This window comes from Microbacterium sp. AC132 (assembly GCF_979258525.1).
The window spans coordinates 1,461,733-1,483,931 of record NZ_OZ409862.1 but is presented as its reverse complement, the minus strand read 5'-3'; the positions used below and the strand labels follow the sequence as shown (position 1 = coordinate 1,483,931).

Genomic DNA, 22,199 nt, shown 5'->3' with positions numbered 1-22,199 from the left:
CCATCAAGCTCATCGCCGCAGTGCTCGACGCGGCAGAGGTCGTGATCGGGGGCCGGCGCGCGCGCTCGGAGACCCGTTCCTCGGCCTCGTGCAGGCGGAGATCGACTACACGGCGACGGGCACCGCGAACGTTCCGGTGCGTTTCGCGGATGCCGACGCGTCGATCTCGACGGGGGTCGCACAGGTGGCGCTGTCGAGCGCGCTCGGGGTCCGCTGGAGTCCCGCGCAGCTGCGCGAGGCATCCGTTCCGGCATCCTGATTCGCGGATCGGCAACGACGCATCGGAGGATGCGGGATCCTGCTCAGCGCGAGGCGATCCCGACGAGGGCGGCGACGAGCCCGGCGATCACCAGGACGACGATCGCGAGGATGTGCACCACCTTGCCCACGACGAGCATCGGCAGGTCGGGTCCGTCGTACGACGCGGGATTGAAGAGCGTGCCGCGTGCGCGGAAGCTCCAGCGCATGCCGAACCCGATGCGCCGCAGCGCGCGCGACGGTGCGGCGAACGTGTGCCCGCGCTCTTCGCGTGATGCCTTCCACGCAGCCTGCACGGCATACCAGGCGATGACGAAGAACGGCATCGCGAGAGACACGGCCCAGGCGATGAGCGCGACGCCGATCACGGTGCCCATCCCGGGGTCGAGCTCACGGATGAAGAACAGCCCGAGAGCCGCGAGTCCGACGGCCACGGGCACCAGCACCACGCCCCACCCCCACCCGGGGTGAGCGTCTTCCGTCGGCCGCCTCTCGACGCGCCCCGCATCCTGCCAGGTCATGTGATCCCCCCCGTCTCACCGCGCCGGATGGCGGAGTCGACCGTGCCAGAGTACCGGGAGCGGTCGGTTCCTGTCGGTGGAGAGGATGCTGAGCATCGCGAGAGGATGGGGTCATGACACGCATCCTCGTCACGGGCTCCACGGACGGTCTCGGCCGCGCGACGGCCGCCGCACTTCTCGATCAGGGCCATCGGGTGATCGTCCACGCGCGCAGCGCGGATCGAGCAGCCGCCGTCTCATCGCTGACGGATCGCGGTGCCGATCTCGTCATCGCCGACCTCACGGATCGCCGCGCCGTCAGGGATGTCGCCGACGAGCTGAACGGGGGAGCGGAGGTCGACGCGGTCATCCACAACGCCGGTGTCATCTCGGGGTCCGGCATCCTGCCCGTCAACGTGGTCAGTCCCTACCTGCTCACCGCGCTGCTGCGCACGCCCACACGTCACGTCTACCTCAGCAGCGGGATGCATCGCGGCGGCTCGACCGATCTCACAGAGCTCGACTGGGACGGCTCGCGGACGACGGCCAGCTACTCCGACAGCAAGCTGTTCGTCACGGCTCTGTCGGCGGCGGTCGCCCGACGGTGGGCGCCTCGCGTCGCGGCCGACTCGGTCGATCCTGGATGGGTGCCGACGAAGATGGGCGGTGCCGGCGCCCCCGACGACTTCGATCTCGGGCATGAGACGCAGGAGCGCCTCGCGACCGAGCCGCGTCTCGACGTCACCGGCGGATACTGGCACCACGGCGAGCGGCGCACACCCCACCCGGCCGTCGACGACACATCCTTCCAGGAGCGGCTCCTCGCGGCCCTCGCTGACGCGACCGGGGTCGAGCTGCCTGCGCGGTAGGCGTCAGAGTCGAGGTTCCCGTCGCAGTTCGTGCCGCTCGCGGGTGCGCCCGGCGGCACGAACTGCGAACCGGACGCCCCGCGACGGGCCCGAGGTCTACTTGACGCTGCCGGCGGTCAGGCCGCCGACGAGGCGCTTCTCGATGAGCATGAACAGGATGACGACGGGCAGGATCGCGACGATCGAGACGCCGAACACGTACTGCCAGCTCGTCTCGTACTGACCGACGAACTTGGTCAATGCGACCGAGAGCGGCTGGTTCTTGTCGGTCGAGAGGATGACGAGCGACGCGGCGAACTCGTTCCAGCAGGCGACGAACGTGAAGACGATGGCCGTCACGATGCCCGGCCAGACGAGGGGCAGGTTGATCTTGAACAGCACGGTGAATCGCCCCGCGCCGTCGATCTGGGCGGCCTCGTCGATCTCCTTCGGGATGCCCGCGAAGAACGAGTGCATGATCCACACCGCGAACGACAGGTTGAACGCGGCGTTGATGAAGATCATCGCCGCCCACGTGTCGCTGAGTCCGAGCACCGTGAACTGGCGGAACAGGCCAGAGGTGAGCACGGCCGGCTGCAGCATCTGCGTCACGATCACCAGGAACAGGAAGACCATGCGCCCGGGGAACTTGAAGCGGGCGGTGTAGTAGGCCGCGGGCAGCGAGACCAGCAGCACGAGCAGCGTCGCGAACACGGCGATGATGATCGTCGAGATGAGGTTGTAGGGCAGCGGCGTCTCGGGGGTCGACCACATCGAGATGTAGTTCTCCCAGTGCCACTCGATCGGCAGGTACGTCGGGTCGACCGAGCGGATCTGCGACTTCGTCTTCACGGAGCCGAAGAACATGATCAGGTACGGCAGCACGAAGATCGCGAGCACCAGGATGCCGGCTGCCATGCGCAGGATGACGCGGGGAAGCGTGACCTGGTCCTCGGTGTAGCGGCGCTTGCGTCCGGGGATGCGAGGGGCGGCGTCATCGCCCGCGGTGGTGACGAGGGCGGTCTCGGTCAGGGTCATGATCAGACCTCCTTCATGGGCTTGACGGCCTTGACGTAGATCGCGACGATCACGATCACGATGAGGAAGGCGACGACCGAGAGTGCGCTCGCGACGTCGACTTTCTTCTGCAGCTCGATGTACTTGAAGATCATCGTCATGATCGTGTCGGCGCCGTATCCGGGGATCGACCCGGTCATCACCTTGAGGATCGGCAGCGAGTTGAAGACGTTGATGATGTTGATGAGGATCGCGACGGCGAGGGCGCTGCGCAGCTGGGGCACGACGACCGTCCAGTAGGTGCGGGTCGCGCCGGCGCCGTCCATCTTCGCGGCTTCGAGGGTGTCGGCCGGAACCGTCTGGAGGCCCGCGAGGATCGTGTAGGTCGTGAACGGCAGCGAGACGAAGATCGCGATCACGATCGACCAGGCGAAGGCGGTGGCCGGGTTCTTGGTCCAGCCGTAGCCGACCGCGTCGTCTGCGAGCCCGATGTCGTAGAGGAACTTGTTGAAGACGCCGAAGTACGGCTCGAGGCTGTAGTAGAAGACCATCGTCGTCATCACGACGGATGCCGCCCAGGGCACGATCACGGCCATGCGGACGATCTGGCGACCGGGGAAGGCCTTGTTGAGGATCTGCGCGAGCCCGAGCGAGATCATCACGGTGAAGGTCACCACCGCGACGACCCAGATGATCGTGCGGAACATGATCGGCCAGAACTCGGCGAACGTGAACACGGTCACGAAGTTGTCGAAGCCGACCGAGCCCTTGTCGAGGCCCGAGAGCGAGATGTCACGGGTGGAGTTGAAGAACATCACCCCGGCGGGGAACAGGACCACGCCGATGATGAGGAGCAGGGCGGGCGCGATCCAGGGCAGCGCCTGGAGCAGGTCCTTCCCTCCCGGCTTGCCGCGGGCGGCGCCCGATCGGCGGCCCGGGGTGCGGGGGCGGCCGGTGGCCGCCCCCGCGAGGTTCGAGGATTCTTTCGTCTGGCTCATGGGATACCCGAACCTCTCCGTCTGCGGGGCTCAGCCCGCGTCGACCTGTGCCTGGATCTCGGCCAGGACGTCCTGGGCCGGCTTCGACTGCAGCTGGCCGAACAGCGACTTGAAGGCGCCGTCGGTGGCCGACCACTTCTCGTTCGTCGACGGGTAGAACTGCGCGTCGGGCAGGACCTCGAGGAACGGCGCGAGCGCCTCCTCACCGGCGAGCTGCTCGGCACCGGACTTGGTGACGGGCAGGAAGCCCTCTGCCTGCACCCACGGCACGTACACGTCTGCCGAGTAGTAGTAGTCGAAGAAGGCGGTGATCGCCTCCTGCTTGTCGCCGTCGTTCTGGAAGGCCATCAGCTGGTCCATGACGCCGAGGGTGAAGGGCGAGCCGTCCTTCGTCGGGATCGGGACGATCGAGTAGTCGAGCTCGGGGTTGCCCTCTTCGATCTGGCCGACCGTCGGCGGCAGGCCGACCTGCATGCCGATCTTGCCCTGGATGAAGATGTCCATCAGGGGCGAACGCTGCGTCGAGCCGGGGTCGGCCTGCGTCGCACCGGCGTCGATCATCTTCTTGATCTGCTCGGCGCCTTCGAGGTTCTCGGGGGTGTCGATCGTGATCTCGGACGCGTCGCCGAACGATCCGCCGCCGCCCCACAGCCACACGGCCGCTTCGGCCTGAGCCTCTTCGGAGCCGAGGGGCATGCCGTAGCCGGCCACGCCGCCACCGAGTGCCGACACCTTGGTCGCAGCGTCGAGCAGCTCGTCCCAGGTCGTCGGAGCCTCGACGCCGGCCTGCTCGAGCAGCGCGTTGTTGACGAACAGCGCACGGGCCGATGCGATCAGCGGCAGGGCGTAGGCCGTGCCGTCGACCTCGGCGTTCGCGAGGAACGCGTCCTGGAAGTCGGAGTAGGTCTCCTCCGACACGACGTCTTCGACCGGGTAGAGCAGTTCGTCGCCGACGAATCCGGCGAACGGACCGCCGTTGTAGATGTCGGGAGCCTCGCCGGCCTGGATCTTGGTGGAGACGACCTTCTCGAGGTTGTCCCACGACTGCACCTCGAGGTCGACCGTGATGTCAGGGTTCTCCTTCTCGAAACCCTCGATCACGTCTTCCCACAGGCCCTTGGTGGCGTCGGAGTAGCTGGGGACCAGAAGGTTGAGCGTCGTCTCGCCCTCGGCGTCTCCGCCGCCTCCTGTCGAGCCGCCGAACCCGCACGAAGCGAGCGTGAGCGTGGCGGTGGCCGCAAGAGCGACAGCACCGAATCGCAGTGACTTCTTCATGTGTATTGCATTCCTCACTGTGTAGGTGGTGCACAGTCGCAAGCACAGCACGCGACGGTGCGTGTGATCGCCTCCCCCGGTGGCGGGACGATCGGTTCAAGCCGGGTCGGCTCGAGGAACCCTCCATGGACCGGATCTCCGGAGGGGCGGTGGAACTTGTTCGATTATTTGTCAGGAGAATAAACAAATCAAGAGGAACCTTGCAACGATTCCTAATGTCGACATACTATGATCGAATAAGCCGCTAAACAATCACAAACTTGCAACATCTGGTCCGGAGGGCCCGACATGACCGAACTTCTGCCCGGCGCACACATGCGCGAAGAACTGAATTCGCAGCCCGAGACCTGGGCCCGCGCGGCGGATCTCCGCGACGCGCAGGCGCTGCTCCCGGCATCCGGAGCCCGCATCGCCGTCGTCGGCTGCGGAACCTCGTGGTTCATGGCGCAGTCCTACGCGTTCCTCCGCGAGACCGCGGGCCAGGGCGAGACCGATGCGTTCGCCGCATCCGAGTCGTTCGTCGACCGCGGCTACGACGCGGTCGTCGCACTGACGCGTTCGGGTACGACGACCGAGGTGCTCGAGCTGGTCGAGCGCATCAAGGGCCGCGTGCCCACGATCGGCGTGATCGGCGACGAGACATCGCCGCTCGTCTCGCTCGTCGACGACGCCGTGCTGCTGCCCTTCGCCGATGAGAAGTCGGTCGTGCAGACCCGCTTCGCGACCACGGCCCTGGCCCTCTTCCGTGCCTCGCTCGGTGAGGATCTCTCCGGCGCGATCGCCGATGCGGCCGCCGTGCTCACGGCGGACTACGACGACGAGCTCCGCGACGCCGAGCAGTACTCGTTCCTCGGCCGTGGGTGGACGGTCGGCCTCGCGCACGAGGCCGCGCTGAAGATGCGCGAGTCGTCGCAGTCGTGGACCGAGTCGTACCCGTCGATGGAGTACCGCCACGGTCCGATCGCGATCGCCGCCCCCGGCCGCGTCACCTGGCAGTTCGGCGAGGCGCCCGAAGGCCTGGCCGCGCAGGTCGAGGCCACCGGAGCCCGCTTCGTGCAGCATCCGGTCGACCCGCTCGCCGACCTCGTGCGCCTGCACCGCGTCGCCCTCGACAGGGCCGTCGCCCGCGGGCTCGACCCCGATCAGCCGCGCAACCTCACGCGATCCGTCATCCTGGATGCATGACCCGACCCATCAGCGGAGCGATCGATGACCAGCACTGAGGATGCCGCGAGCATCGCCGACGTCGTGAGCGACGCGTCGGGCGAGCGGCTCGCCGCCGCGCGCCCGCTCGGTCACGGCGCGCCGGTGCTGGCGTTCGACGTGGGCGGCACCGACATCAAGTCGGCGCTGTTCGATGCCGACGGCACGGCTCTCGGCCTCCGCCGCACGCCGACCCCCGTCGCCGAGGGCGACCGCACGGAGGTGCTGATCGAGCGCCTGGGCGTGCTCGCCGCCGAACTGCGGGCCGACCACCCAGGTGTCGTGCCGCAGGCGGCAGGACTCGTGGTGCCGGGGATCGTCGACGCGGAGGCCGGCCTCGGCGTCTTCGCGAGCAATCTCGGCTGGCGGAACTCGCCGCTGCGCGACCTCGCGTCGGAGAAGCTCGGTCTGCCCGTCGCGTTCGATCACGACGTGCGGGCGGCGAGCTGGGCCGAGCACCGCCTCGGCGGCGCCCGCGCCTACTCGAACTCCGTCGTGCTGGTCATCGGCACGGGCATCGCCGGTGCCCTGTTGGTGGGCGGCGAGCCGTACACCGCCGGCGGTTACGCGGGCGAGATCGGCCACTCGCCGATCGCCGACGGACCGGTGTGCGCGTGCGGTGCGCGCGGGTGCCTCGAGGTCGTCGCGTCTGCCGGCGCCATCGCTCGCCGCTATCGCGAGGCGACCGGAATCAGCCCTGACGGCGCGAAGGACGTGATCGCCCGCGCGGCGGCCGGCGACCGCGTCGCCTCCGAGATCTGGAACTCGGCGCTCGACGCCCTCGCCCTGTCCCTCGCGCAGCTCACCGCCGTCATCGCCCCCGAGGCGATCGTGATCGGTGGTGGACTCTCCCGCGCCGGGGGAGCGCTCTTCGACGAGCTGCGGGCACGACTGGCGGAGCGTCTGAGCTTCCATCGCCTTCCTGAGCTCGTGCCGGCGGAGCTGTCGGGCAATGCCGGCATCCTGGGCGCGGCGCTGCGCGCGAGGGAGCTGGCATGATCCTCACCGTCACCCCGAACCCCGCGCTCGACCTCACCTGGCACGTCGAGCGACTGACCCTCGGCGAGACCCACCGAGCGGATGCCGGTGCGGTGCGTGCCGGCGGCAAAGGCCTGAACGTCGCCCGGGTCGCCCACGCGCAGGGCGCCTCGGTGCTCGCCGTGTCGACGGCAGGCGGTCGCAGCGGTGTCGAGCTCGCCGCAGAGCTCGGGGCCAGCGGCGTGCCCCATCGCCTGGTCACCGTGGTCGGAGCCACGCGGCAGAGCATCGCGCTGGTCGACGAGACCCTCGGCGACACGACGATAGTGAACGAGCGGGGCGTGAACCCCTCCGACCCCGAGTGGGCTGCGATGCTGGGCGAGGTCGTCGATGCGCTTCCCGGCGCGCGCGTGCTCGTGATCTCGGGCAGCCTGCCGCCCGGGGCGCCGGAGACGCTGCTGCCCCTGCTGATCGGCACGGCCCGGGATGCCGGTGTACCGGTGATCGTCGACACGTCGGGACCCGCTCTGCTGCACGCGGCGGATGCCGGAGCATCCGTCCTCAAGCCCAACGCGGCCGAGCTCGTCGAGGCGACCGGCATCAGCGACCCGGTCGACGGCGCGCGTTCGCTGATCGAGCGCGGCGTCGACCTCGTGCTGCTGTCGCTCGGCGCCGAGGGCATGCTCGCCGTCACGGCCTCCGACGTGCTGCATGCGCGCCTCGATGCCCCGCTGGCCGGCAACCCGACCGGTGCGGGCGACGCGGGAGTGGCCGCGTGCGCCGTGCTCTACGCCGACGGCATCCGGGATCCCGCAACGATTCTGCGACGCGCCACCGCCTGGTCGGCCGCCGCCGTGCTCATGCCGCTCGCCGGCGAGATCTCCGATGACTGGGCGGCACTCGAGGAGCGCCTCGTCGTCACCCCCTACGATTCCCCCGTTCGAGAGGACCCTCTGTGACCCTGGTCTCCGCCCGAGAGCTCGTGACGGATGCCGCAGCCCGCGGCGCCGGCATCGGCGCCTTCAACGTGATCCACCTCGAGACCGCCGAGGGGCTCGTACGTTCCTCTGCCGATGCCGGACTGCCCGTGATCCTGCAGATCTCGCAGAACTGCGCCGACTACCACGGCGGCCTCGAGCCGATCGCTCTGGCGACGCTCGCCGTCGCGCGGCGCGCGCAGACCCCGGTCGCGGTGCACCTGGATCACGCCGAGCGCCCCGAGCTCGTCGACGAGGCCATCGCGCTGGGCTTCGGCTCGGTCATGTTCGACGGCGGTGCGCTGCCGTACGACGAGAACGTGGCGCTGACCGCTGCCGTCGCCGAGCGGGCGCACGCGGCAGGCGTCTACGTCGAGGGCGAGCTGGGCGAGGTCGGCGGCAAGGACGGCGCCCACGCCCCCGGTGTGCGCACCGACCCCGACGAGGCCCGCGCGTTCGTCGCAGCGACCGGCGTCGACGCGCTCGCCGTCGCCGTGGGGTCGTCGCACGCCATGACGGACCGCACGGCATCCCTCGACCTCGCTCTCATCGCACGCCTGCGCGAAGCCCTCCCCGTTCCCCTGGTGCTGCACGGATCATCGGGAGTCTCGGACGCCGTGATCGCCGACGCCGTGCGCGCGGGCATGACGAAGATCAACGTCTCGACGCACCTGAACGGGTTCTTCACCCGCGCGATCCGCGCGACCCTCGACACCGATGAGAGGCTCGTCGACTCGCGCAAGTACCTCACCCCTGCGCGCGATGCGCTCGCCGGGGAGGCGGCGCGGATGCTGCGCCTGTTCGCCCTCGAGTCCACCGAGGTGGCGGGGTGAGTCACGCGATGCCGGGCAGGATGGTGACATGAAGCGCGCCGCCCGACTGAACGCGATCCTCGACCTGCTGGCCGCGGACGGCGAGGTGAACGTCGACGAGCTCGTCGAGCGCTTCGGAGCCTCGGCCGCCACGACGCGCCGTGATCTCGACTCGCTCGCCGAGCAGCGTCTGCTCACGCGCACCCACGGCGGGGCGGTCGCCCACTCGGTCGCCTACGAGCTGCCGATCCGCTACAAGAGCCACCAGCGCTCGCAGCAGAAGGAGAGCATCGCCCAGGCCGCCGCCGCCCTCGTGGCGCCGGGCATGGTCGTCGGGCTCTCGGGCGGAACCACGACCACCGCCATCGCCGCAGCGCTCGCCGCTCGGGACGATCTCGCCGCAGGCCCGGGCATCACGGTCGTCACCAACGCCGTGAACATCGCCGCCCAGCTCGCCACCCGACCCGACATCAAGGTCGTCGTGACCGGCGGGGTGATCCACTCGCGCAGCTACGAGCTGGTGGGTCCGTTCGTCGAGCAGCTGCTGCGCGGAGTGCGACTCGACATCGCCTTCATCGGGGTCAACGGGATGGATGCCGCGGCCGGCGCCACCACGCAGGACGAACGCGAGGCAGCCGTCAACCGCATGATGGCCGAGCGCGCCCGCCGAGCCGTGGTCGTCACCGACAGCAGCAAGATCGGCACCGTGGCGTTCGCGGCCGTCGGCGGCCCGGAGCTGTTCCCCGTTCTCCTGACCGACGACGGTTCCGACGACGCCTCGCTCGCCGCGTTCCGCGACGCGGGGTACGAGGTCATGACGGCCTGATCTGCCGATCAGTCCTCGGACCTCACAAGCAACACGGTGCCGGACTCCTGGTGGGGATGCCGCGACCCCTCTCGCGACATCCCCGGAGTAGATGGTGTCCTGTCGTCCCCTCACACTCCCCAGTGCACGAGGGTTTCCCCAGTTCGACTGCGCCTCCCTCGCGCTTCGTTTCCGAAGCCCTTCGCTGGCACCTTCTGGAGATAAGGAGCGGGTCACCGATGTTCTGATACATCGACTGGAGAAAAGTTTCAGAGTCCGCTTCCGTGGCACTGGAAAGGCGCGCTGAGGCCTGTGGATTCGGATGCCGCGGCCAGCGCGTCCGCGGGCCTGGCGCCGGTCGCCAGCTCGGAGTGCACGGCCCCGAGCAGCTCGCAGGCGACGTCGTCGGCGACCACGACAGGAGCGGCGATGACGCAGCCGGTGCCGGCGTGCAGCCAGACGCGCGTCATGCCCAGCGCCTCCTCGCCCCAGCGCACCGACGAGCGGCCGAGTTCGCACGCCGAGAGCACGACGGTCTCGGGCGGGCGCGAGATCAGGTCGACGTCGTACCCGAACAGGGTGCCGTCGACGAGTTCGAACCCTGAGAACAGCGGGTTGTCGACCGCATGACGACCGTGGGCGGCGATGTGCAGCACGTCGACCTGCTCGGCGAGCTCGGTGACGGCACTGACCCGCGCGCTGTCGCCGGTCAGCATCCTGGCGCCTGCCCACGCTGCGGCGGCCCGGCGCACCTCCTCTTCGGCGCGCGCGACGCGGGGGCCGGTCGCGAAACCTGCCCGGGAGGCCTGTGGCGGGCGGCGATCGGAGCCGCCGAGCAGGCGAGACACCGACGTCGCGATGGTGAACGGAGTTCCGCGCATTCCCGGGAGCATCGCCCACGGGATGCCGCCCAGGATGCCGGGCACCGTCAGGGCCAGACGTGCCGCTCCTCCCGACGCCGCGCGCGCCGGTGCCAGGAGGGCCTGGTCGAGTCGTCGCAGTCTGTCGTCGAGCGAACGCGCCACGACGTGCGCCATCGGCCCGCCGTGGGTCAGAGCCGCCACGTCGAGGTCGGCGCGGAGTCCGTCGAGCGCGGCCTCGATGCGCGGCAGCGCCAGCTCGACGATCGACGAGCCGGATGTCGTCACGACGACGCACAGCAGCTCCTCGCGCGTGAAGACGTAGGCGAGGATCGCTGTGTCATCGTCGAGTCGCGCTCGGGTCTCGGAGAGACCCAGGCGTTCGTGGCTCTCGCCGACGCCGGTCGACGACCACTGGCGGTCACGTACTCGATCCCGCAGCTCGCGCACCCGGGCGTCGGTCGTCCAGTCCGACCCCGCGAGGTCGGCGCGCAGCATCCGCAGCTCGGCGAGGTCGGCCGACAGTTCGGCATCGTGCGGCGGGCGCACCGGTGCGACCTGCTGGCTGAGATGCCTGGCACGCTCGGACCACTCGAACAGCACCTCGGGATCGCGCGATCGCGCGGCCGCGGCGAGACCGGCGAACATCAGCTCGGTGCCGTGCATGGCCACCGACGCCTGCAGGTCGAGCGCTCCGAACGACTGCTGCCACGTGGTGAGCAGGTCGAGGCCCTCGGCGGCGGCCCGGCGAGCATCGGCATCCCTGCCCCGTGCGGCGGCACGCACCGCACGCACCTCGTGCGCGCGCAGACGCAGCGGCGTCGGGGCGTCAGGGGTGAGTCGGGGCAGGCGACCTCCGTCGGCCAGCCGAGCGGTGAGCGACACCGCAGCCGCTTCGGTGCGGAATCCTCCCCGGGTGAGCGCGTCCACCGTGCGCGAGAAGTCCTCGGCGGCCGGCGGCTTCTGAGGTCGGGTTCGCAGCTGCGCCTCCAGCCGCACCGCGTCGGCGCGGGCGGCCCAGCTCGCGCTTCCCAGGGTGGCGAAGCGACGGGATGCGGTCGCCGCGGCACGCTCGGCCGACGAGGCGTCGTGCCGCAGCAGCGATCGGGCGAGATGGAACTCGGCCTCACCTCGCGCCTGCCGCATCCGCTGTGCGCCGAATCGCACCGCGACCGTGCCGAGCAGTTCTTCGGCCTCGGTCGTGAGGCCGGCATCGCGCAGCACCTCGGCCCGATCGAGGTCGCTGATCGCGGCGGCGAGGTCGCTGGTCGCGGCGAGGATCGGACGCGATCGGGTCATCAGCCCGAGTGCGGTGACGAGGTCGCCGCCGAGCAGCGCGGCGTAGCCGAGATTGTGGCGCGCTTCGGCCAGCGGCTCCTCGGCCCCGTGGGCCTCATAGGCCGCGATGGCCCGCTGCAGATCGGCCGTGCAGGCGTCGAGCCGGTGCCTCTGCATACTGACGATCGACCGGCTCATCAGGCAGTTGGCGCTCTCGATCGAGCCCTCGTCGAGGCCGTCTATCGCCCTGGTGAGAAACAGGTCGGCGTCGTCGAGCCGTCCGCCGTGCATGAGCAACGTGCCGAGTTGGCCGTTCGCGAGGGCGACTGTCTCGTCGCTGAGGCCCGGCCGTGACAGCGCTTCGCGCGACAGTCGCTCGGCTTCCACCGGCTGGCCCGTCTGGGCGAGCACGTAGGCCATGGTCCCGTCGATGCGGGCACGCAGATCGGCGTCGTCCGTGCGCGCCGATGCGGCGGTCAGCGCACGCCGCGCCTGGGCGAACCGTCGGGAGTTGGCTGCGTCGACGCCGCGCTGATGCAGCTCGAGAGCAGACAGGGGCATTGCACCAGAATGCCGGTATGTCTGGCCTCAGGGAAGGTCTGCTGTGATCCGACGCGCGCGGCTACCTTCCCGTCACGGGTGAGGGCAGGGTCTTGAGCACGGCGGCGACGGCCTTGGCCGCAGCATCCGCCGTGACGCCCCCCGCCGGCACGGAGCCCCACTGTGCCGCGATGCGCCCCGCGACATACGGAGCCGCGAACGACGTGCCGCTCCAGATCGAGAAGCCTCCGCGGTAGTCGTCCGGGTCGATCGTCTCGCGCCGCAGTCCGTCGACGTCCGCTCTGGTCGTCGCCTGCTCGCCTCCGACGAAGGCCGGTGACGTGCTCACGACGGCGGCGCCGGGGGCGTAGACCTGCACCCAGGGGCCGACGTTCGAGAACAGCGCGACCGAGCGGCCCGACGGATTGAGAGCCCCGACCGACACATGCGGCGCAGCGTGATCACGGGGGATGCCGTTGTCGGCACCGGGCCACGGCCACAGCGATGCCGGGAACGACGGCCGGTCGATCGCGTCGTTGCCCGCCGAGCACACCACCACGCACCCCAGCTCTCGCGCCGCGGTGAGCAGCGCGTCGAGGGTCCGGCTGAACTGACCGTCGACCGGGGTCTCGTGGTAGTACCCGAGCGACAGGTTGAGCACGTCGATCGGATGCCCGGTCGACGGGTCCTCGCGGTGTCGCCGCAGCAGCTCGACGACCTGCGCGACGGTCGTCAGGAAGGTGCTCTCGTCGATCACGCCCAGTGCGCCGGCCATGCGGATCGACAGGATGTCGGCATCCGGCGCCGTCTGGCGGATGATGCCCGCGATGAACGTGCCGTGCCCGGCGACGGCGTCGATCTCGCCGTCGAGCTGCCCGTAGAGATCCGGATAGACCTCGGGGTCTGCGTCGTCGGTGAGTCCGATCGGCACGCCGTCGATCTCGATGTGGCGGGTGACGATGTCGTCCGGCAGCCAGTCGTGCACACCGCATCCCGTGTCGAGCACCGCCACCACCGGACGTCGGCCGCGCTTCGGGGCCGCCGTGCGCCGGGGAGCCGCTCCGAGCCAGGTCACCGGCTGGCGCGCGCCGCGCCCCGGCTCGAGGTAGTCGTCGCTGCCTCCGGCCCCTCCGCCCGCGCCGCGCACCGGGTTGGTGCGGCTGAACGGGTTGGTGCGGCTGAAGGGATTCGTTCGGCTGAACGGGTTGAGTCCGACGGGGTCGATCGACAGCACATGCTCGAGGCTGGTTCGCGGCATCGACGTGCCGGAGCTGCGCCGCGCGCGCTGCAGCACGCGCCAGGCGTCCGGCGGCACCGGCGACTCGCCGCGGGTCGGCTCGTCGGGAGTGGTCAGGCGAGCGCGCAGGAACCCCGGCACGCCGGGGACCAGCGGATCAGCCGCGCGCAGAGCATCCGGCGAATCGATCTCGAGCATCCAGCCGAACGAGCCGGCAGCATCGCGCAGCTCGCGGATCTCCTCGTCGTACTCCTCCTGACCGTTCTCCTGATCCTGCGTGATCAGCAGCCGCTCCTGCAGATACGCGGTGGGGAACGCCCTGACGTCCTCGACGGGTTCGACCGACGGGTCCAGCGCCGTCCCCCGTCTGATCGATCCCTCGGCCCGGTCCTGCCAGCTCCACCCCTTGGGCTGCTCCATCGTCGATCCTCTCCTCGCGGGCGGACCCGCGTCCTCTGCGGGATGAGCCCGCGTCCTGTGCGGGGGACCCCGCGGTGTGTGCGGGTCGGCCCGCTTCCGGTGAGTGAGGTCCTGCGTGGTGCGGGAGTCGCCCAGCGGTGGTGTGCACGGGTCGCCCCGTCATGCGCGGGTCGCCCCGCGGTGGATCACAACTCGAACTGCGGGGTCGACAGAGTGCGCTCCTGGTCGCCGACCGTGGTGCTCAGGCGCACGCGGGTCAACCCGTCGGGCACGTCGTCGAACAGGAAGCGGCCGGTGTCGTTCGCGGTCGTCGTGCGGATGCTCTCGCCCTGAGCCAGTTCGATCGCACCCGAGATCGAGTCGACCCAGCCGTCGACCCGGTGCGCACCGCTCGCCGTGCGCGTGACGTGCAGCAGGATGCTGGTCGTGCCGTCGCTGAACTGCAGGGTGAGCGCGTCGGCGTCGCCGCGAACGGCTCCGAGCGGTTCCTCGATGAGGGTGAGCAGCGCGTACTCCTCCGACAGCCCCTCGGCTGCCACGGCCGCGATCATGCGGTCGATGAGGGCGGCCGGCATCGGATCGACGTCACGCCAGAGCGAACGCAGCTGCGCGAACAGCTCGGCATCCTCATGGTTGTCGCCGCCGTTGGCGCGATCGTTCTCGCTCATGAGCTGCCCTCCGTTCGTGGTGTCGGTGCGTCGAGCAGCTCGCGCAGCTTCGCGAGGCAGCGCTGGCGGGTGGGGCCGATGCTGCCGACCGGCATCGCGAGATCGGCGGCGAGGCGGGCGTAATCCGGTCGCTCCTCGAAGGCGATCACTCGCAGCAGTCGCTGGCATCGGTCGGCGAGGAGGTGAACCGCTGCCCACAGCCGTCGCTTCTCGTCGCCGACGGTGGCGTGGTGCTCGGCCGACTGCTGCGTGGGAAGCAGTGCGTCGAGAGCATCCGACTCGGTCGTGTCGACCCTGTTCTGGGCCTTCCCGGCCCGCCAGGCCTCGCGGCGAGCGGTGGTCGTCAGCCAGGCCGACACCGCTTTCGGATCACTGATCGAGCGGTGCCCGCGAACCAGCTGCAGCCACGTCGTCTGGACGACGTCTTCGGCCAGTGTGCGGTCGAGTCCGTAGGCGCGCACGACATGCCAGAGCACAGGCGTCATCAGCCGCACGAGGTCGTCCATCGCGCGGCTCTCGCCGTCCCGCCATGCGTCGAAGAACTCGGCGGCACGCCTCCAGCGTGCTGCTCCGTCGTCCGGTGCAGGATCGAGGGCGGCGCCGTCGGGTGCGCCGTCGATCATGAGTCCCATTGTGATCACACCGGTAAGGAGCACGGCAAGAGGCTCCTGATACATGGACTCGGTATGTTTTTTCGGGGTTCTGGCGGGATTCCGTCCCGGGGAGACGGATGCCGGGTGTCCGGCGACTCGTGCCGCGGGCGTTAGCGTGGAGTGGTGATCGCTCTCGCCGTCGTGCTCTTCCTCAACGCCGCCTTCAACGTGCTGGTGTGGCCCCGTTTCTACAAGCGCGTCGCGACCGACCCGCGGGCACGGGATGCCGACGGCAAGGCGACGGCGTTCCTCAAGGTGCACGCCGTGCTGATCGCGATCGCCCTGGTGCTCGCGCTCGTCTCGGTGATCGTCGGCATCGCGGCGCTCGCCGGAGCGCTCTGACGATCAGCTGCGGGTGACCGGCTGCTGGAGCTCGGTGATCCAGTCGGCCTGATCTTCGGACTCCGACTGCAGATAGACCTCACGGCAGGCGCCCTGCGCCGTCGCCCCGTGCGCGGCGATCGCCTGGTTCAGCGCGTGCCAGCTGTCATCGATCGTCGCCATGGTGCCGAGGTGCGTGGCGGTGAACGCATCCTCGACGGCGGGAAGCTCGACGATGACGAGGCCGTCGAGCGCCGGCCCGTCATAGGTGAAGCCGACCGTGATGCGCACGCCGTGCTTGTTCATGTCGTACTCCGCGATCGGGAGCCCCGGTTCTCCGCCCGACGCGACGATCGCATCGGCCACCTGATCGAACAGCGGACCCACCACCCCCGCGACCTCGGGCTGTGAGGCGACGCTCTGGGTCAGCGCCGCGAGGCGGACGTAGGGAAGGGGCTTCTCGGTGATCTGCTCGGCGGACATCGTCGTCTCCTCAGGTCGTGGGTGCGTGCCGCCGATCCTACGCAGGGGCACGGACATCGGCTACCGTCGTCGATCCTGGTCGCTCGTCGGATCCGACTACCCCGCCCCGTCGTCCGACTCGTCCTCGTCCTCGTCCTCGTCGCGGTGGCCGCTGAGGATCAGGATGCGCCGCAGGTGCATGGCCGCGAGCACTCCCGGCCCCATCGAGCGGCGGGCGTCGATGGTCCGGTCGTCGACGGTCTCGAGCAGCAGCCGCACGGCGCGCGCCGCCTCGCCCCTGACCCGGTGATCCTCGGGCGACAGGGGATCCTCTCGGGCGATCACCTCGGCGACGGCATGGCACGCGTTCGACAGCGGTTCGGGCAGCGCCGCGTCGAGCATCAGAGCCCCTGGGCGATCCCAGATGGTGTCGGCGATCTCGTCCGAGATGTCGCGGATCAGATGCGCGATCCTGTCGAGCCGGGCGAGCTCGGCGTGGATGTGTCGCGTCTCCCCCCGTCGTCCCAGCGCCCGTGGGTTGCCTCGCCGGCTGTCGTCGGCCTCCGACAGGGCCGTGCGCAGCTCCGCCGTCGTGTCGGCGAGCGAGGCCGCATCATCGGCCCACTGCTGGTGCTCGGGCGGCCACGACTCCGAGACCGCCGACCCGATGTCGTGCAGATGCTCGCTCAGCTGCGTGCGGAACGCGTCGACCTTGGCCGCGGCGGCGAGGGTCAGCGGCGCCGGCGCGATCACCAGGTTGACGAGGAGTCCGACGACGACGCCGACCGCCGTCTGCACCAGGTACCCGATCGAGTAGTCGTCAGCATTCTGGCCGCCGATGATCAGCACGAAGAGCGCGGCCATGGGCACGTACTCGCGGCCGACGCCGAACCACCCCGTTCCCGAGACCAGCACGCCGATGCCGACCACGGCCGGGATGGTCCACCACGTCGGGCCGACGGTGAGCACGACGATCGCTGCCAGCCCGATGCCGGTGGCGAGTCCGAGCAGGGTCTGCAGCCCCGACCGCACCGACCCCATCAGCGTGGGATACATGCTCACGAGGGCGCCGAGCGGCGCGTAGTACGGGTACTCGTCGGTGACGCCGGGCATGTGCGGGGCGATCAGCCACGCGAGTCCGACAGCCAGAGCGGTCTTGGCCACGAGCAGCAGCCGGGCCGGGTCGACCGCCTCGCGCAGTGAGCGCACGATGCCGGGACGGCGCGCGCGCACTCGTGTCCTGATGTTCGTCACGGCATCCTCTCGTCATCCTCCCCGAAGGGTGACGCTAGCCGCTCGGCATCCGTTCACGCATGTGCTTGCGTCCGGCGGCGAGGGCGAGTAGCGGTCGCGACGCGTCGACGCCGGCCGCCCCTCTTCGGAGCGACCGGCGTCGAGTGATCAGCGGACGATCAGGGGATGGCCCGGCGGAACGCGAGGAACGAGATGCCCGCCAGCACCGCGGTCACGACGAGACCCCACAGTGCGAGACCGAGAGCTCCGGCGTCGAGGATGCCCCGCCACACCTCGTCCCACAGCTCGAGCCTCGTCGCGAGGAACGCGAGACCCACGAGCACGAGACCGAGCCCGACGCCCGCGATCGTGAGCACGGTGGGTCCCCAGCTCTTGTAGATCGTCGCCCCGGTGAAGCCGACGACGAACAGGAACAGGGCGAGCGTGAAGTAGACGGTGAACGCTCCGAGCGGACCCGCCTCCCACAGCCACGGCAGGTAGAACACGTAGCCGTTCACGCCGTAGCCGTTCGTCAGCGTCTCGATTGCGCCGCCGATCAGGAAGACGACGCCCATGAGCGCACTGCCGAGGATCGCGGTGAGCAGCGTGCCGAAGAAGAAATCGCGCCGCGTGATGCTCATCGCCTGCGAGAACGGGAAGGTGAGTGTCATGGCCGAGAGGCCGATCGCGAAGAAGTACCAGAGCGGAGCCTGCCCGCCACCGCCGTACTTGGGGGTGTCGACGGGGATCATCGCGTAGATCAGCACCGAGATCACGACCGCGGAGCCGAGGATGATCAGCGGCACCCAGATGAACGTCTGACGGTTGATGAGCTGCAGGCGGATGACGTTGAGTGTGCGTCGCATCAGCGCACCTCCTCTTTCGCGACGGAGGCTCTGGTGGCTGCGCCCGCCTCGGCCTTCTGGGTCAGACGGACGATCAGCTGCTGCAGCGACACCGGGGCCAGATCGAGACCGGATGCCGTGAGCTCGGCGCGCTCGGCGGCCGACAGCGCCCCGAGCACGGTGACGGATGCCACTCGGCCGAGCGCCTCGCGGTGCAGGACCTCACGGTCTGCCGCCCACGCGTCGACCTTGACCGCATCGCCGACCACGGTGACGGCGCGGTCGCGCACGGCATCCGTGTCTTCGTTGAGGAGGATCTTGCCGTTGTCGATCACGATGACCTTCTCGATGAGGTTCGAGACCTCGTCGATGAGGTGCGACGAGAGGACGATCGTGCGCGGGTGCTCGGCGTAGTCCTCGAGCAGGCGGTCGTAGAAGATCTGCCTGGCGACCGCGTCGAGCCCCAGGTACGGCTCGTCGAAGAAGGTGAGCTCGGCGCGCGACGCCAGGCCGATGATGACCCCGACGGCCGAGAGCTGTCCGCGGGAGAGCTTCTTGATGGTCTGCTTCATCGGCAGCTGGAACTGCTCGATGAGCTCGTCGGCCAGCTCCTGGTTCCAGTTGCGGAAGAACAGGCTCGCCGCCTTGAACGCGTGACGCGGGTAGGCGTCATCCGGATACTTCTGGCTCTCGCGCACGAAGCAGATCCGGTTGAGGACGTGCGTGTTCTCGTAGGGGTGCTCGCCGAAGACGCGCACGGTGCCGGAGGACTCGAAGTTCTGCGCGGTCAGGATCGACATGAGCGTGGTCTTGCCCGCGCCGTTGCGGCCGAGCAGTCCGTAGATCGCGCCGCCCTCGAGGCTGAGCGACACGTCGTCGAGCGCGTTCTTCTCCTTGTAGTGCTTGGTGAGGTTCTGGACCTCGATGACGGCGGTCATGCGGTGGTCTTCCCTTCTGTCTGGTCGTTCTGCTGTGTCTGGGTCGCGCGCTCGTGCAGCAGCGCGACGAGGTCGTCGGAGCCGAGGCCCAGTGTGCGGGCCTCCGCGATGAGCGGTTCGATGTAGCGGTCGGCGAATGCGGCACGGCGCTCGCCGAGCAGCAGATCCTTCGCCCCGGCGGCGACGAACATGCCGATGCCGCGGCGCTTGTAGAGCACTCCCTTGTCGGTGAGCATGGCGACTCCCTTCGCTGCCGTCGCGGGGTTGATCCGGTAGAAGCCGGCGAGCTCGTTCGTCGAGGGCGCCTGCGATTCCTCCTCGAGAGAGCCGTCGAGGATCGAGTCCTCGATCTGCTCGGCGATCTGGAGGAAGAGCGGCTTGCCTTCTTCGATCACGAGTCCTCCGCTGCGGTTAGTGGGTTAGTTACTAGAGTAGGTAACCACTGAACCGCGGGTGTGTCAACAGTTGTTCCGGGCACGCAGCCATGCGGGGTCAGTTCCGCATCGGAAAGGCCGCGTTGCGGTGCGGAACTGACCCCGCACGGCTGGTGCGGTGCGGAACTGACCCCGCACGGCTGGTGCGGTGAGGAGCGCTCAGCCGCGCAGGTCCCGGGCGCGCAGCGCGACGGCCGAAGCTGCGGCGAAGACCACGGCCAGGCCCCAGGTGAGTGCGAGTCCACCGGCATCGACGCCCTCGGCGAGGGGTGGCTGACGGTACACCCAGGCGTAGGGCGAGAGCGCGTTCAACCACTCGAGGTCATCGGACTGCTTCGCCAACGCCTGCAGGATGTATCCGAGCACGGCGATCCCTGCGCCGGCGCCGGTCGCCCAGATGCGGCGACCCGTCGCTGCTCCTACGAGCAGAGCGGCGGATGCCGTGAGGAACGAGAGTCCGGTGAGCGCGGCGCTCGCTCCGACGATGCGCCAGCCGTCGAGGCCGAGTTCGGCCGAGTCGTTCAACGCCCAGACGACGAGGCCCGAGAAGACGCCGAGCCACAGCAGTCGCACGAGCACGGCGAAGGCGGACTCCAGCGCATACCGGCCGCGGCCGATGCCGTGCGCGAGGTCGAGTTCGGCCCGTCCGCTCTCCTCCGCGCCGGCGATGGCCGCCGACCCCCACGTCACTGCTGCGATCGTCAGCAGAAGGAAGCCGATCAGGCCGAAGAACGTGCTCTGCGCGTATCCGGCGCCGGTCGCGATCTGGTCGTACCCGAGGGTGTCGACGAGTTCCTTCGGCAGCGACGAGATCATGGCCTTGAGCTGGCCGTCTCCGGCGAGGCTCGGGTACAGCGGCAGATAGAGGAACAGCACCGCGGCGAGGCCGGTGGTCCATCCGAGCAGGCTTCGCCAGGACTCGAGCAGGCTGCGTCGGAACACGGGCAGGATGCCGTTCATCGCTGCTCCCCCCTGTCGCGCCGCGATCGTCGGGTCGCGGGTCGGGCCGACGCCGGAGTGACAGAGGATCCGTAGAGCCGCAGCACGGACTCCTCGAGGTCCGGTTCCTCGACGGTGAGGTCGCGCACCTCGAACGGCGCGAGCGCCTTGATGAACGGGTCGATCGCGCCGTCGACCGTGCCGGACAGCTGCAGGATGCCGTCGGCATCGTGCGCGTCGATGCCGGTGAGCCCCGGCACCCGGTCGAAGCCGGCGCGCGCGGCCGCGGCATCCGTCGTCGCGAGCTCGACGCGCACCCGGCGGATCGAGCCCAGTCGCAGCGAGGCGACGTCACCGTCGGCGACGACCCGTCCGTTCGCGAGGACGGCGACCTCGTCGGCGGTCTGCTGGATCTCGCTGAGCACATGCGAGCTCAGCAGCACGGTCTGCCCGGCATCCTTCGCCTCGCGGACCATCTGCAGGAACTCGCGCTGCACGAGGGGATCGAGGCCGCTGGTGGGCTCATCGAGGATCAGCAGCTCCGGACGATGCATGAACGCCTGGATCAGCCCCACCTTCTGCTTGTTGCCCTTCGACAGGGTGCGCACCGGTCGTGACAGATCGACGCCGAGACGGTCGCCCAGGTCGCGTGCGGTGCGCAGGGTCGCGGCGGAGTCCCGTGAACCCGAGACCTGAGCGTAGAACGCCAGCATCCGGTGTCCGCTCGTGCGCCCCTCGAGGTGCAGCTCGCCCGGCACGTAGCCGATGCGCCGCCGCAGAGCGGCACCGCCGTGACGCGGGTCCTCGCCGAGGATGCGCACTGTGCCGGAGGACGGACGGATGATGTCGACCAGTGTGCGGAGCGTGGTGGTCTTGCCCGCGCCGTTCGGTCCGATGAGCCCGAACACGGTTCCCGGACGTACTCGGAGGTCGAGCTCGTGCAGCGCGACGCGGCTGCCGAAGCGCTTGTGCAGACGTTCGATCTCGATGGTGTCGGTCATGATGCGTCTCCTTCCGGGGTGGGACCCTCTGTTCCGAGGGCTTCGCGCGCACCGTCGAGCAGCGCGGTCGTCGAATAGATGCCGTGGGTGAGCAGCTCGAGTGTGGGCAGCGTCGTGCGTCGCAGCCCGGCCGGGCTCAGTTGATCGGTGCCCAGGGCCCGGGCGATCTGAGCGCGCATCACGACCGGCGCCAGGCCGATCAGGGTGAGGGTCAGCGTCGTCATCTCGGGGTCGCTCATCGGCTCGAGCATCCCCGCCTCGCGCTGCTCGGCGAGCACATCGCGCGTCCTCGCGAGGAAGCTGTCGAACAGCCGATCCGCTGCCGGAGAGCCGTCGATCAGCATCCGGGCGAGGTAGTCGATATAGGGCCCGTACCGGCCGAGGTCGTTCAGCGCGGTGCGGATGCGGTCGCCGGTCGGGGCCGTGATGAGGTCGTGCTCCTCATCGGTGAAGACGCCGACGACGTAGTCGTCGCACTCCGTGCGCAGGGCGTTCTTGTCGCCGAAGTGATGCACGATCAGCGCCGCGCTGACTCCGGCCTCCGTGGCGATCGCGCGAAGGCTGGTGGCATCGAAGCCGTTGCGCGCGAAAGCGGCGATGGCAGTGTCGCGGATGCGGGCACGAGCGGTGAGATCGTCGGAAGCTGAACGCATGTACAGCACACTAAACAGATGTTCAGCCGCGGTCAAGAGGGGTCGC

At 69.6% G+C, this 22,199-nt stretch carries 24 protein-coding genes; 8 read left to right on the top strand and 16 right to left on the bottom strand.

Annotated features, from left to right (window positions below; all coding sequences use genetic code 11):
* Positions 1 to 88 precede the first annotated feature (88 nt).
* The gene (locus tag ACZZZQ_RS06930; RefSeq protein WP_463508113.1) at positions 89 to 259 is read left to right on the top strand and encodes a hypothetical protein; all 171 of its coding nucleotides are present in this window, start codon (positions 89 to 91) and stop codon (positions 257 to 259) included.
* A 43-nt stretch (positions 260 to 302) separates the two neighbouring features.
* Here the strand turns inward: ACZZZQ_RS06930 and ACZZZQ_RS06925 are convergent, their stop codons facing one another.
* Complete coding sequence (locus ACZZZQ_RS06925) at positions 303 to 779, bottom strand: hypothetical protein (RefSeq protein WP_463507211.1); 477 nt, start codon at positions 777 to 779, stop codon at positions 303 to 305.
* 113 nt (positions 780 to 892) lie between these two features.
* Between ACZZZQ_RS06925 and ACZZZQ_RS06920 the strand changes: the two genes are divergently transcribed.
* Positions 893 to 1,627 (top strand): SDR family NAD(P)-dependent oxidoreductase, encoded by a 735-nt coding sequence (locus tag ACZZZQ_RS06920; protein WP_053098346.1) that lies wholly within the window; start codon positions 893 to 895, stop codon positions 1,625 to 1,627.
* Positions 1,628 to 1,723: 96 nt separating this feature from the next.
* Here the strand turns inward: ACZZZQ_RS06920 and ACZZZQ_RS06915 are convergent, their stop codons facing one another.
* Genes ACZZZQ_RS06915 through ACZZZQ_RS06905 form a run of 3 tightly spaced genes read right to left on the bottom strand, consistent with a single transcriptional unit; the run spans position 1,724 to position 4,896 of the window.
* Positions 1,724 to 2,644 carry a carbohydrate ABC transporter permease gene (locus ACZZZQ_RS06915; RefSeq protein ID WP_171821966.1) on the bottom strand — a complete coding sequence of 307 codons (921 nt, stop codon included), beginning with the start codon at positions 2,642 to 2,644 and terminating at the stop codon, positions 1,724 to 1,726.
* A gap of 2 nt (positions 2,645 to 2,646) precedes the next feature.
* On the bottom strand, positions 2,647 to 3,621 hold the full coding sequence (locus ACZZZQ_RS06910) for a carbohydrate ABC transporter permease (protein ID WP_053098347.1): 975 nt from the start codon (positions 3,619 to 3,621) through the stop codon (positions 2,647 to 2,649).
* Positions 3,622 to 3,651: 30 nt separating this feature from the next.
* Positions 3,652 to 4,896 carry an extracellular solute-binding protein gene (locus ACZZZQ_RS06905; RefSeq protein WP_056275906.1) on the bottom strand — a complete coding sequence of 415 codons (1,245 nt, stop codon included), beginning with the start codon at positions 4,894 to 4,896 and terminating at the stop codon, positions 3,652 to 3,654.
* Between the two features lie 288 nt (positions 4,897 to 5,184).
* Here ACZZZQ_RS06905 and ACZZZQ_RS06900 point away from each other — a divergent pair, with 288 nt between their 5' ends.
* From ACZZZQ_RS06900 to ACZZZQ_RS06880, 5 genes are read left to right on the top strand one after another with little or no spacing between them, the layout of a single operon-like run.
* A complete protein-coding gene (locus ACZZZQ_RS06900; protein ID WP_187249097.1) occupies positions 5,185 to 6,081 on the top strand; it encodes an SIS domain-containing protein in 897 nt (298 codons plus the stop codon).
* Between the two features lie 24 nt (positions 6,082 to 6,105).
* Positions 6,106 to 7,098: an ROK family protein gene (locus tag ACZZZQ_RS06895; RefSeq protein WP_320489472.1), complete on the top strand. Its 993-nt coding sequence runs from the start codon at positions 6,106 to 6,108 to the stop codon at positions 7,096 to 7,098.
* Positions 7,095 to 8,036, top strand: coding sequence for a 1-phosphofructokinase family hexose kinase (locus tag ACZZZQ_RS06890; protein WP_320489473.1), 942 nt, complete (start codon positions 7,095 to 7,097; stop codon positions 8,034 to 8,036). The genes ACZZZQ_RS06895 and ACZZZQ_RS06890 overlap by 4 nt, the downstream gene beginning before the upstream one ends.
* Positions 8,033 to 8,887 carry a class II fructose-bisphosphate aldolase gene (locus ACZZZQ_RS06885; RefSeq protein ID WP_372984852.1) on the top strand — a complete coding sequence of 285 codons (855 nt, stop codon included), beginning with the start codon at positions 8,033 to 8,035 and terminating at the stop codon, positions 8,885 to 8,887. Before ACZZZQ_RS06890 ends, ACZZZQ_RS06885 begins: the two co-directional genes overlap by 4 nt.
* Before the next feature lie 28 nt (positions 8,888 to 8,915).
* A complete protein-coding gene (locus ACZZZQ_RS06880) occupies positions 8,916 to 9,692 on the top strand; it encodes a DeoR/GlpR family DNA-binding transcription regulator (protein ID WP_056275914.1) in 777 nt (258 codons plus the stop codon).
* Between the two features lie 248 nt (positions 9,693 to 9,940).
* Here ACZZZQ_RS06880 and ACZZZQ_RS06875 read toward each other — a convergent pair whose 3' ends face one another.
* The 4 genes from ACZZZQ_RS06875 to ACZZZQ_RS06860 all read right to left on the bottom strand — a co-directional run bounded on the left by ACZZZQ_RS06875 (position 9,941) and on the right by ACZZZQ_RS06860 (position 15,297).
* The gene (locus tag ACZZZQ_RS06875; protein ID WP_463507210.1) at positions 9,941 to 12,370 is read right to left on the bottom strand and encodes a CHAT domain-containing protein; all 2,430 of its coding nucleotides are present in this window, start codon (positions 12,368 to 12,370) and stop codon (positions 9,941 to 9,943) included.
* Between the two features lie 61 nt (positions 12,371 to 12,431).
* Positions 12,432 to 14,006 (bottom strand): S8 family peptidase, encoded by a 1,575-nt coding sequence (locus tag ACZZZQ_RS06870; RefSeq protein WP_463507209.1) that lies wholly within the window; start codon positions 14,004 to 14,006, stop codon positions 12,432 to 12,434.
* Positions 14,007 to 14,191: 185 nt separating this feature from the next.
* Entirely contained in the window at positions 14,192 to 14,674 is a 483-nt protein-coding gene (locus ACZZZQ_RS06865) for a hypothetical protein (RefSeq protein ID WP_056275923.1), read from the bottom strand.
* Positions 14,671 to 15,297 (bottom strand): RNA polymerase sigma factor, encoded by a 627-nt coding sequence (locus tag ACZZZQ_RS06860; RefSeq protein ID WP_233277273.1) that lies wholly within the window; start codon positions 15,295 to 15,297, stop codon positions 14,671 to 14,673. The genes ACZZZQ_RS06865 and ACZZZQ_RS06860 overlap by 4 nt, the downstream gene beginning before the upstream one ends.
* Before the next feature lie 153 nt (positions 15,298 to 15,450).
* On the opposite strand from ACZZZQ_RS06860, the gene ACZZZQ_RS06855 reads away from it, so the two are divergent.
* The gene (locus ACZZZQ_RS06855; protein WP_222839149.1) at positions 15,451 to 15,669 is read left to right on the top strand and encodes an SCO4848 family membrane protein; all 219 of its coding nucleotides are present in this window, start codon (positions 15,451 to 15,453) and stop codon (positions 15,667 to 15,669) included.
* Positions 15,670 to 15,672: 3 nt separating this feature from the next.
* Here ACZZZQ_RS06855 and ACZZZQ_RS06850 read toward each other — a convergent pair whose 3' ends face one another.
* The 8 genes from ACZZZQ_RS06850 to ACZZZQ_RS06815 all read right to left on the bottom strand — a co-directional run bounded on the left by ACZZZQ_RS06850 (position 15,673) and on the right by ACZZZQ_RS06815 (position 22,153).
* A complete protein-coding gene (locus ACZZZQ_RS06850; RefSeq protein WP_463507208.1) occupies positions 15,673 to 16,131 on the bottom strand; it encodes a hypothetical protein in 459 nt (152 codons plus the stop codon).
* A gap of 96 nt (positions 16,132 to 16,227) precedes the next feature.
* The gene (locus ACZZZQ_RS06845) at positions 16,228 to 17,364 is read right to left on the bottom strand and encodes an FUSC family protein (protein WP_463507207.1); all 1,137 of its coding nucleotides are present in this window, start codon (positions 17,362 to 17,364) and stop codon (positions 16,228 to 16,230) included.
* 158 nt (positions 17,365 to 17,522) lie between these two features.
* On the bottom strand, positions 17,523 to 18,209 hold the full coding sequence (locus ACZZZQ_RS06840) for a hypothetical protein (protein WP_295101662.1): 687 nt from the start codon (positions 18,207 to 18,209) through the stop codon (positions 17,523 to 17,525).
* The gene (locus tag ACZZZQ_RS06835) at positions 18,209 to 19,126 is read right to left on the bottom strand and encodes an ABC transporter ATP-binding protein (protein ID WP_056275931.1); all 918 of its coding nucleotides are present in this window, start codon (positions 19,124 to 19,126) and stop codon (positions 18,209 to 18,211) included. Before ACZZZQ_RS06835 ends, ACZZZQ_RS06840 begins: the two co-directional genes overlap by 1 nt.
* On the bottom strand, positions 19,123 to 19,521 hold the full coding sequence (locus tag ACZZZQ_RS06830) for a GntR family transcriptional regulator (protein ID WP_072590463.1): 399 nt from the start codon (positions 19,519 to 19,521) through the stop codon (positions 19,123 to 19,125). The genes ACZZZQ_RS06835 and ACZZZQ_RS06830 overlap by 4 nt, the downstream gene beginning before the upstream one ends.
* 198 nt (positions 19,522 to 19,719) lie before the next feature.
* On the bottom strand, positions 19,720 to 20,520 hold the full coding sequence (locus ACZZZQ_RS06825) for an ABC transporter permease subunit (RefSeq protein WP_463507206.1): 801 nt from the start codon (positions 20,518 to 20,520) through the stop codon (positions 19,720 to 19,722).
* Complete coding sequence (locus tag ACZZZQ_RS06820) at positions 20,517 to 21,500, bottom strand: ABC transporter ATP-binding protein (RefSeq protein WP_372984807.1); 984 nt, start codon at positions 21,498 to 21,500, stop codon at positions 20,517 to 20,519. Before ACZZZQ_RS06820 ends, ACZZZQ_RS06825 begins: the two co-directional genes overlap by 4 nt.
* Positions 21,497 to 22,153: a TetR/AcrR family transcriptional regulator gene (locus ACZZZQ_RS06815; RefSeq protein ID WP_320489487.1), complete on the bottom strand. Its 657-nt coding sequence runs from the start codon at positions 22,151 to 22,153 to the stop codon at positions 21,497 to 21,499. The genes ACZZZQ_RS06820 and ACZZZQ_RS06815 overlap by 4 nt, the downstream gene beginning before the upstream one ends.
* Positions 22,154 to 22,199: the final 46 nt, after the last annotated feature.

Excerpts from the sequence above, each read along its gene's own strand:
- ACZZZQ_RS06925 (WP_463507211.1), bottom strand. The coding sequence starts at position 779 with ATGACCTGGCAGGATGCGGGGCGCGTCGAGAGGCGGCCGACGGAAGAC.
- ACZZZQ_RS06920 (WP_053098346.1), top strand. The coding sequence starts at position 893 with ATGACACGCATCCTCGTCACGGGCTCCACGGACGGTCTCGGCCGCGCG.
- ACZZZQ_RS06915 (WP_171821966.1), bottom strand. The coding sequence starts at position 2,644 with ATGACCCTGACCGAGACCGCCCTCGTCACCACCGCGGGCGATGACGCC.
- ACZZZQ_RS06910 (WP_053098347.1), bottom strand. The coding sequence starts at position 3,621 with ATGAGCCAGACGAAAGAATCCTCGAACCTCGCGGGGGCGGCCACCGGC.
- ACZZZQ_RS06905 (WP_056275906.1), bottom strand. The coding sequence starts at position 4,896 with ATGAAGAAGTCACTGCGATTCGGTGCTGTCGCTCTTGCGGCCACCGCC.
- ACZZZQ_RS06900 (WP_187249097.1), top strand. The coding sequence starts at position 5,185 with ATGACCGAACTTCTGCCCGGCGCACACATGCGCGAAGAACTGAATTCG.
- ACZZZQ_RS06895 (WP_320489472.1), top strand. The coding sequence starts at position 6,106 with ATGACCAGCACTGAGGATGCCGCGAGCATCGCCGACGTCGTGAGCGAC.
- ACZZZQ_RS06890 (WP_320489473.1), top strand. The coding sequence starts at position 7,095 with ATGATCCTCACCGTCACCCCGAACCCCGCGCTCGACCTCACCTGGCAC.
- ACZZZQ_RS06880 (WP_056275914.1), top strand. The coding sequence starts at position 8,916 with ATGAAGCGCGCCGCCCGACTGAACGCGATCCTCGACCTGCTGGCCGCG.
- ACZZZQ_RS06875 (WP_463507210.1), bottom strand. The coding sequence starts at position 12,370 with ATGCCCCTGTCTGCTCTCGAGCTGCATCAGCGCGGCGTCGACGCAGCC.
- ACZZZQ_RS06870 (WP_463507209.1), bottom strand. The coding sequence starts at position 14,006 with ATGGAGCAGCCCAAGGGGTGGAGCTGGCAGGACCGGGCCGAGGGATCG.
- ACZZZQ_RS06865 (WP_056275923.1), bottom strand. The coding sequence starts at position 14,674 with ATGAGCGAGAACGATCGCGCCAACGGCGGCGACAACCATGAGGATGCC.
- ACZZZQ_RS06860 (WP_233277273.1), bottom strand. The coding sequence starts at position 15,297 with ATGATCGACGGCGCACCCGACGGCGCCGCCCTCGATCCTGCACCGGAC.
- ACZZZQ_RS06850 (WP_463507208.1), bottom strand. The coding sequence starts at position 16,131 with ATGTCCGCCGAGCAGATCACCGAGAAGCCCCTTCCCTACGTCCGCCTC.
- ACZZZQ_RS06840 (WP_295101662.1), bottom strand. The coding sequence starts at position 18,209 with ATGCGACGCACACTCAACGTCATCCGCCTGCAGCTCATCAACCGTCAG.
- ACZZZQ_RS06835 (WP_056275931.1), bottom strand. The coding sequence starts at position 19,126 with ATGACCGCCGTCATCGAGGTCCAGAACCTCACCAAGCACTACAAGGAG.
- ACZZZQ_RS06825 (WP_463507206.1), bottom strand. The coding sequence starts at position 20,520 with ATGAACGGCATCCTGCCCGTGTTCCGACGCAGCCTGCTCGAGTCCTGG.
- ACZZZQ_RS06820 (WP_372984807.1), bottom strand. The coding sequence starts at position 21,500 with ATGACCGACACCATCGAGATCGAACGTCTGCACAAGCGCTTCGGCAGC.
- ACZZZQ_RS06815 (WP_320489487.1), bottom strand. The coding sequence starts at position 22,153 with ATGCGTTCAGCTTCCGACGATCTCACCGCTCGTGCCCGCATCCGCGAC.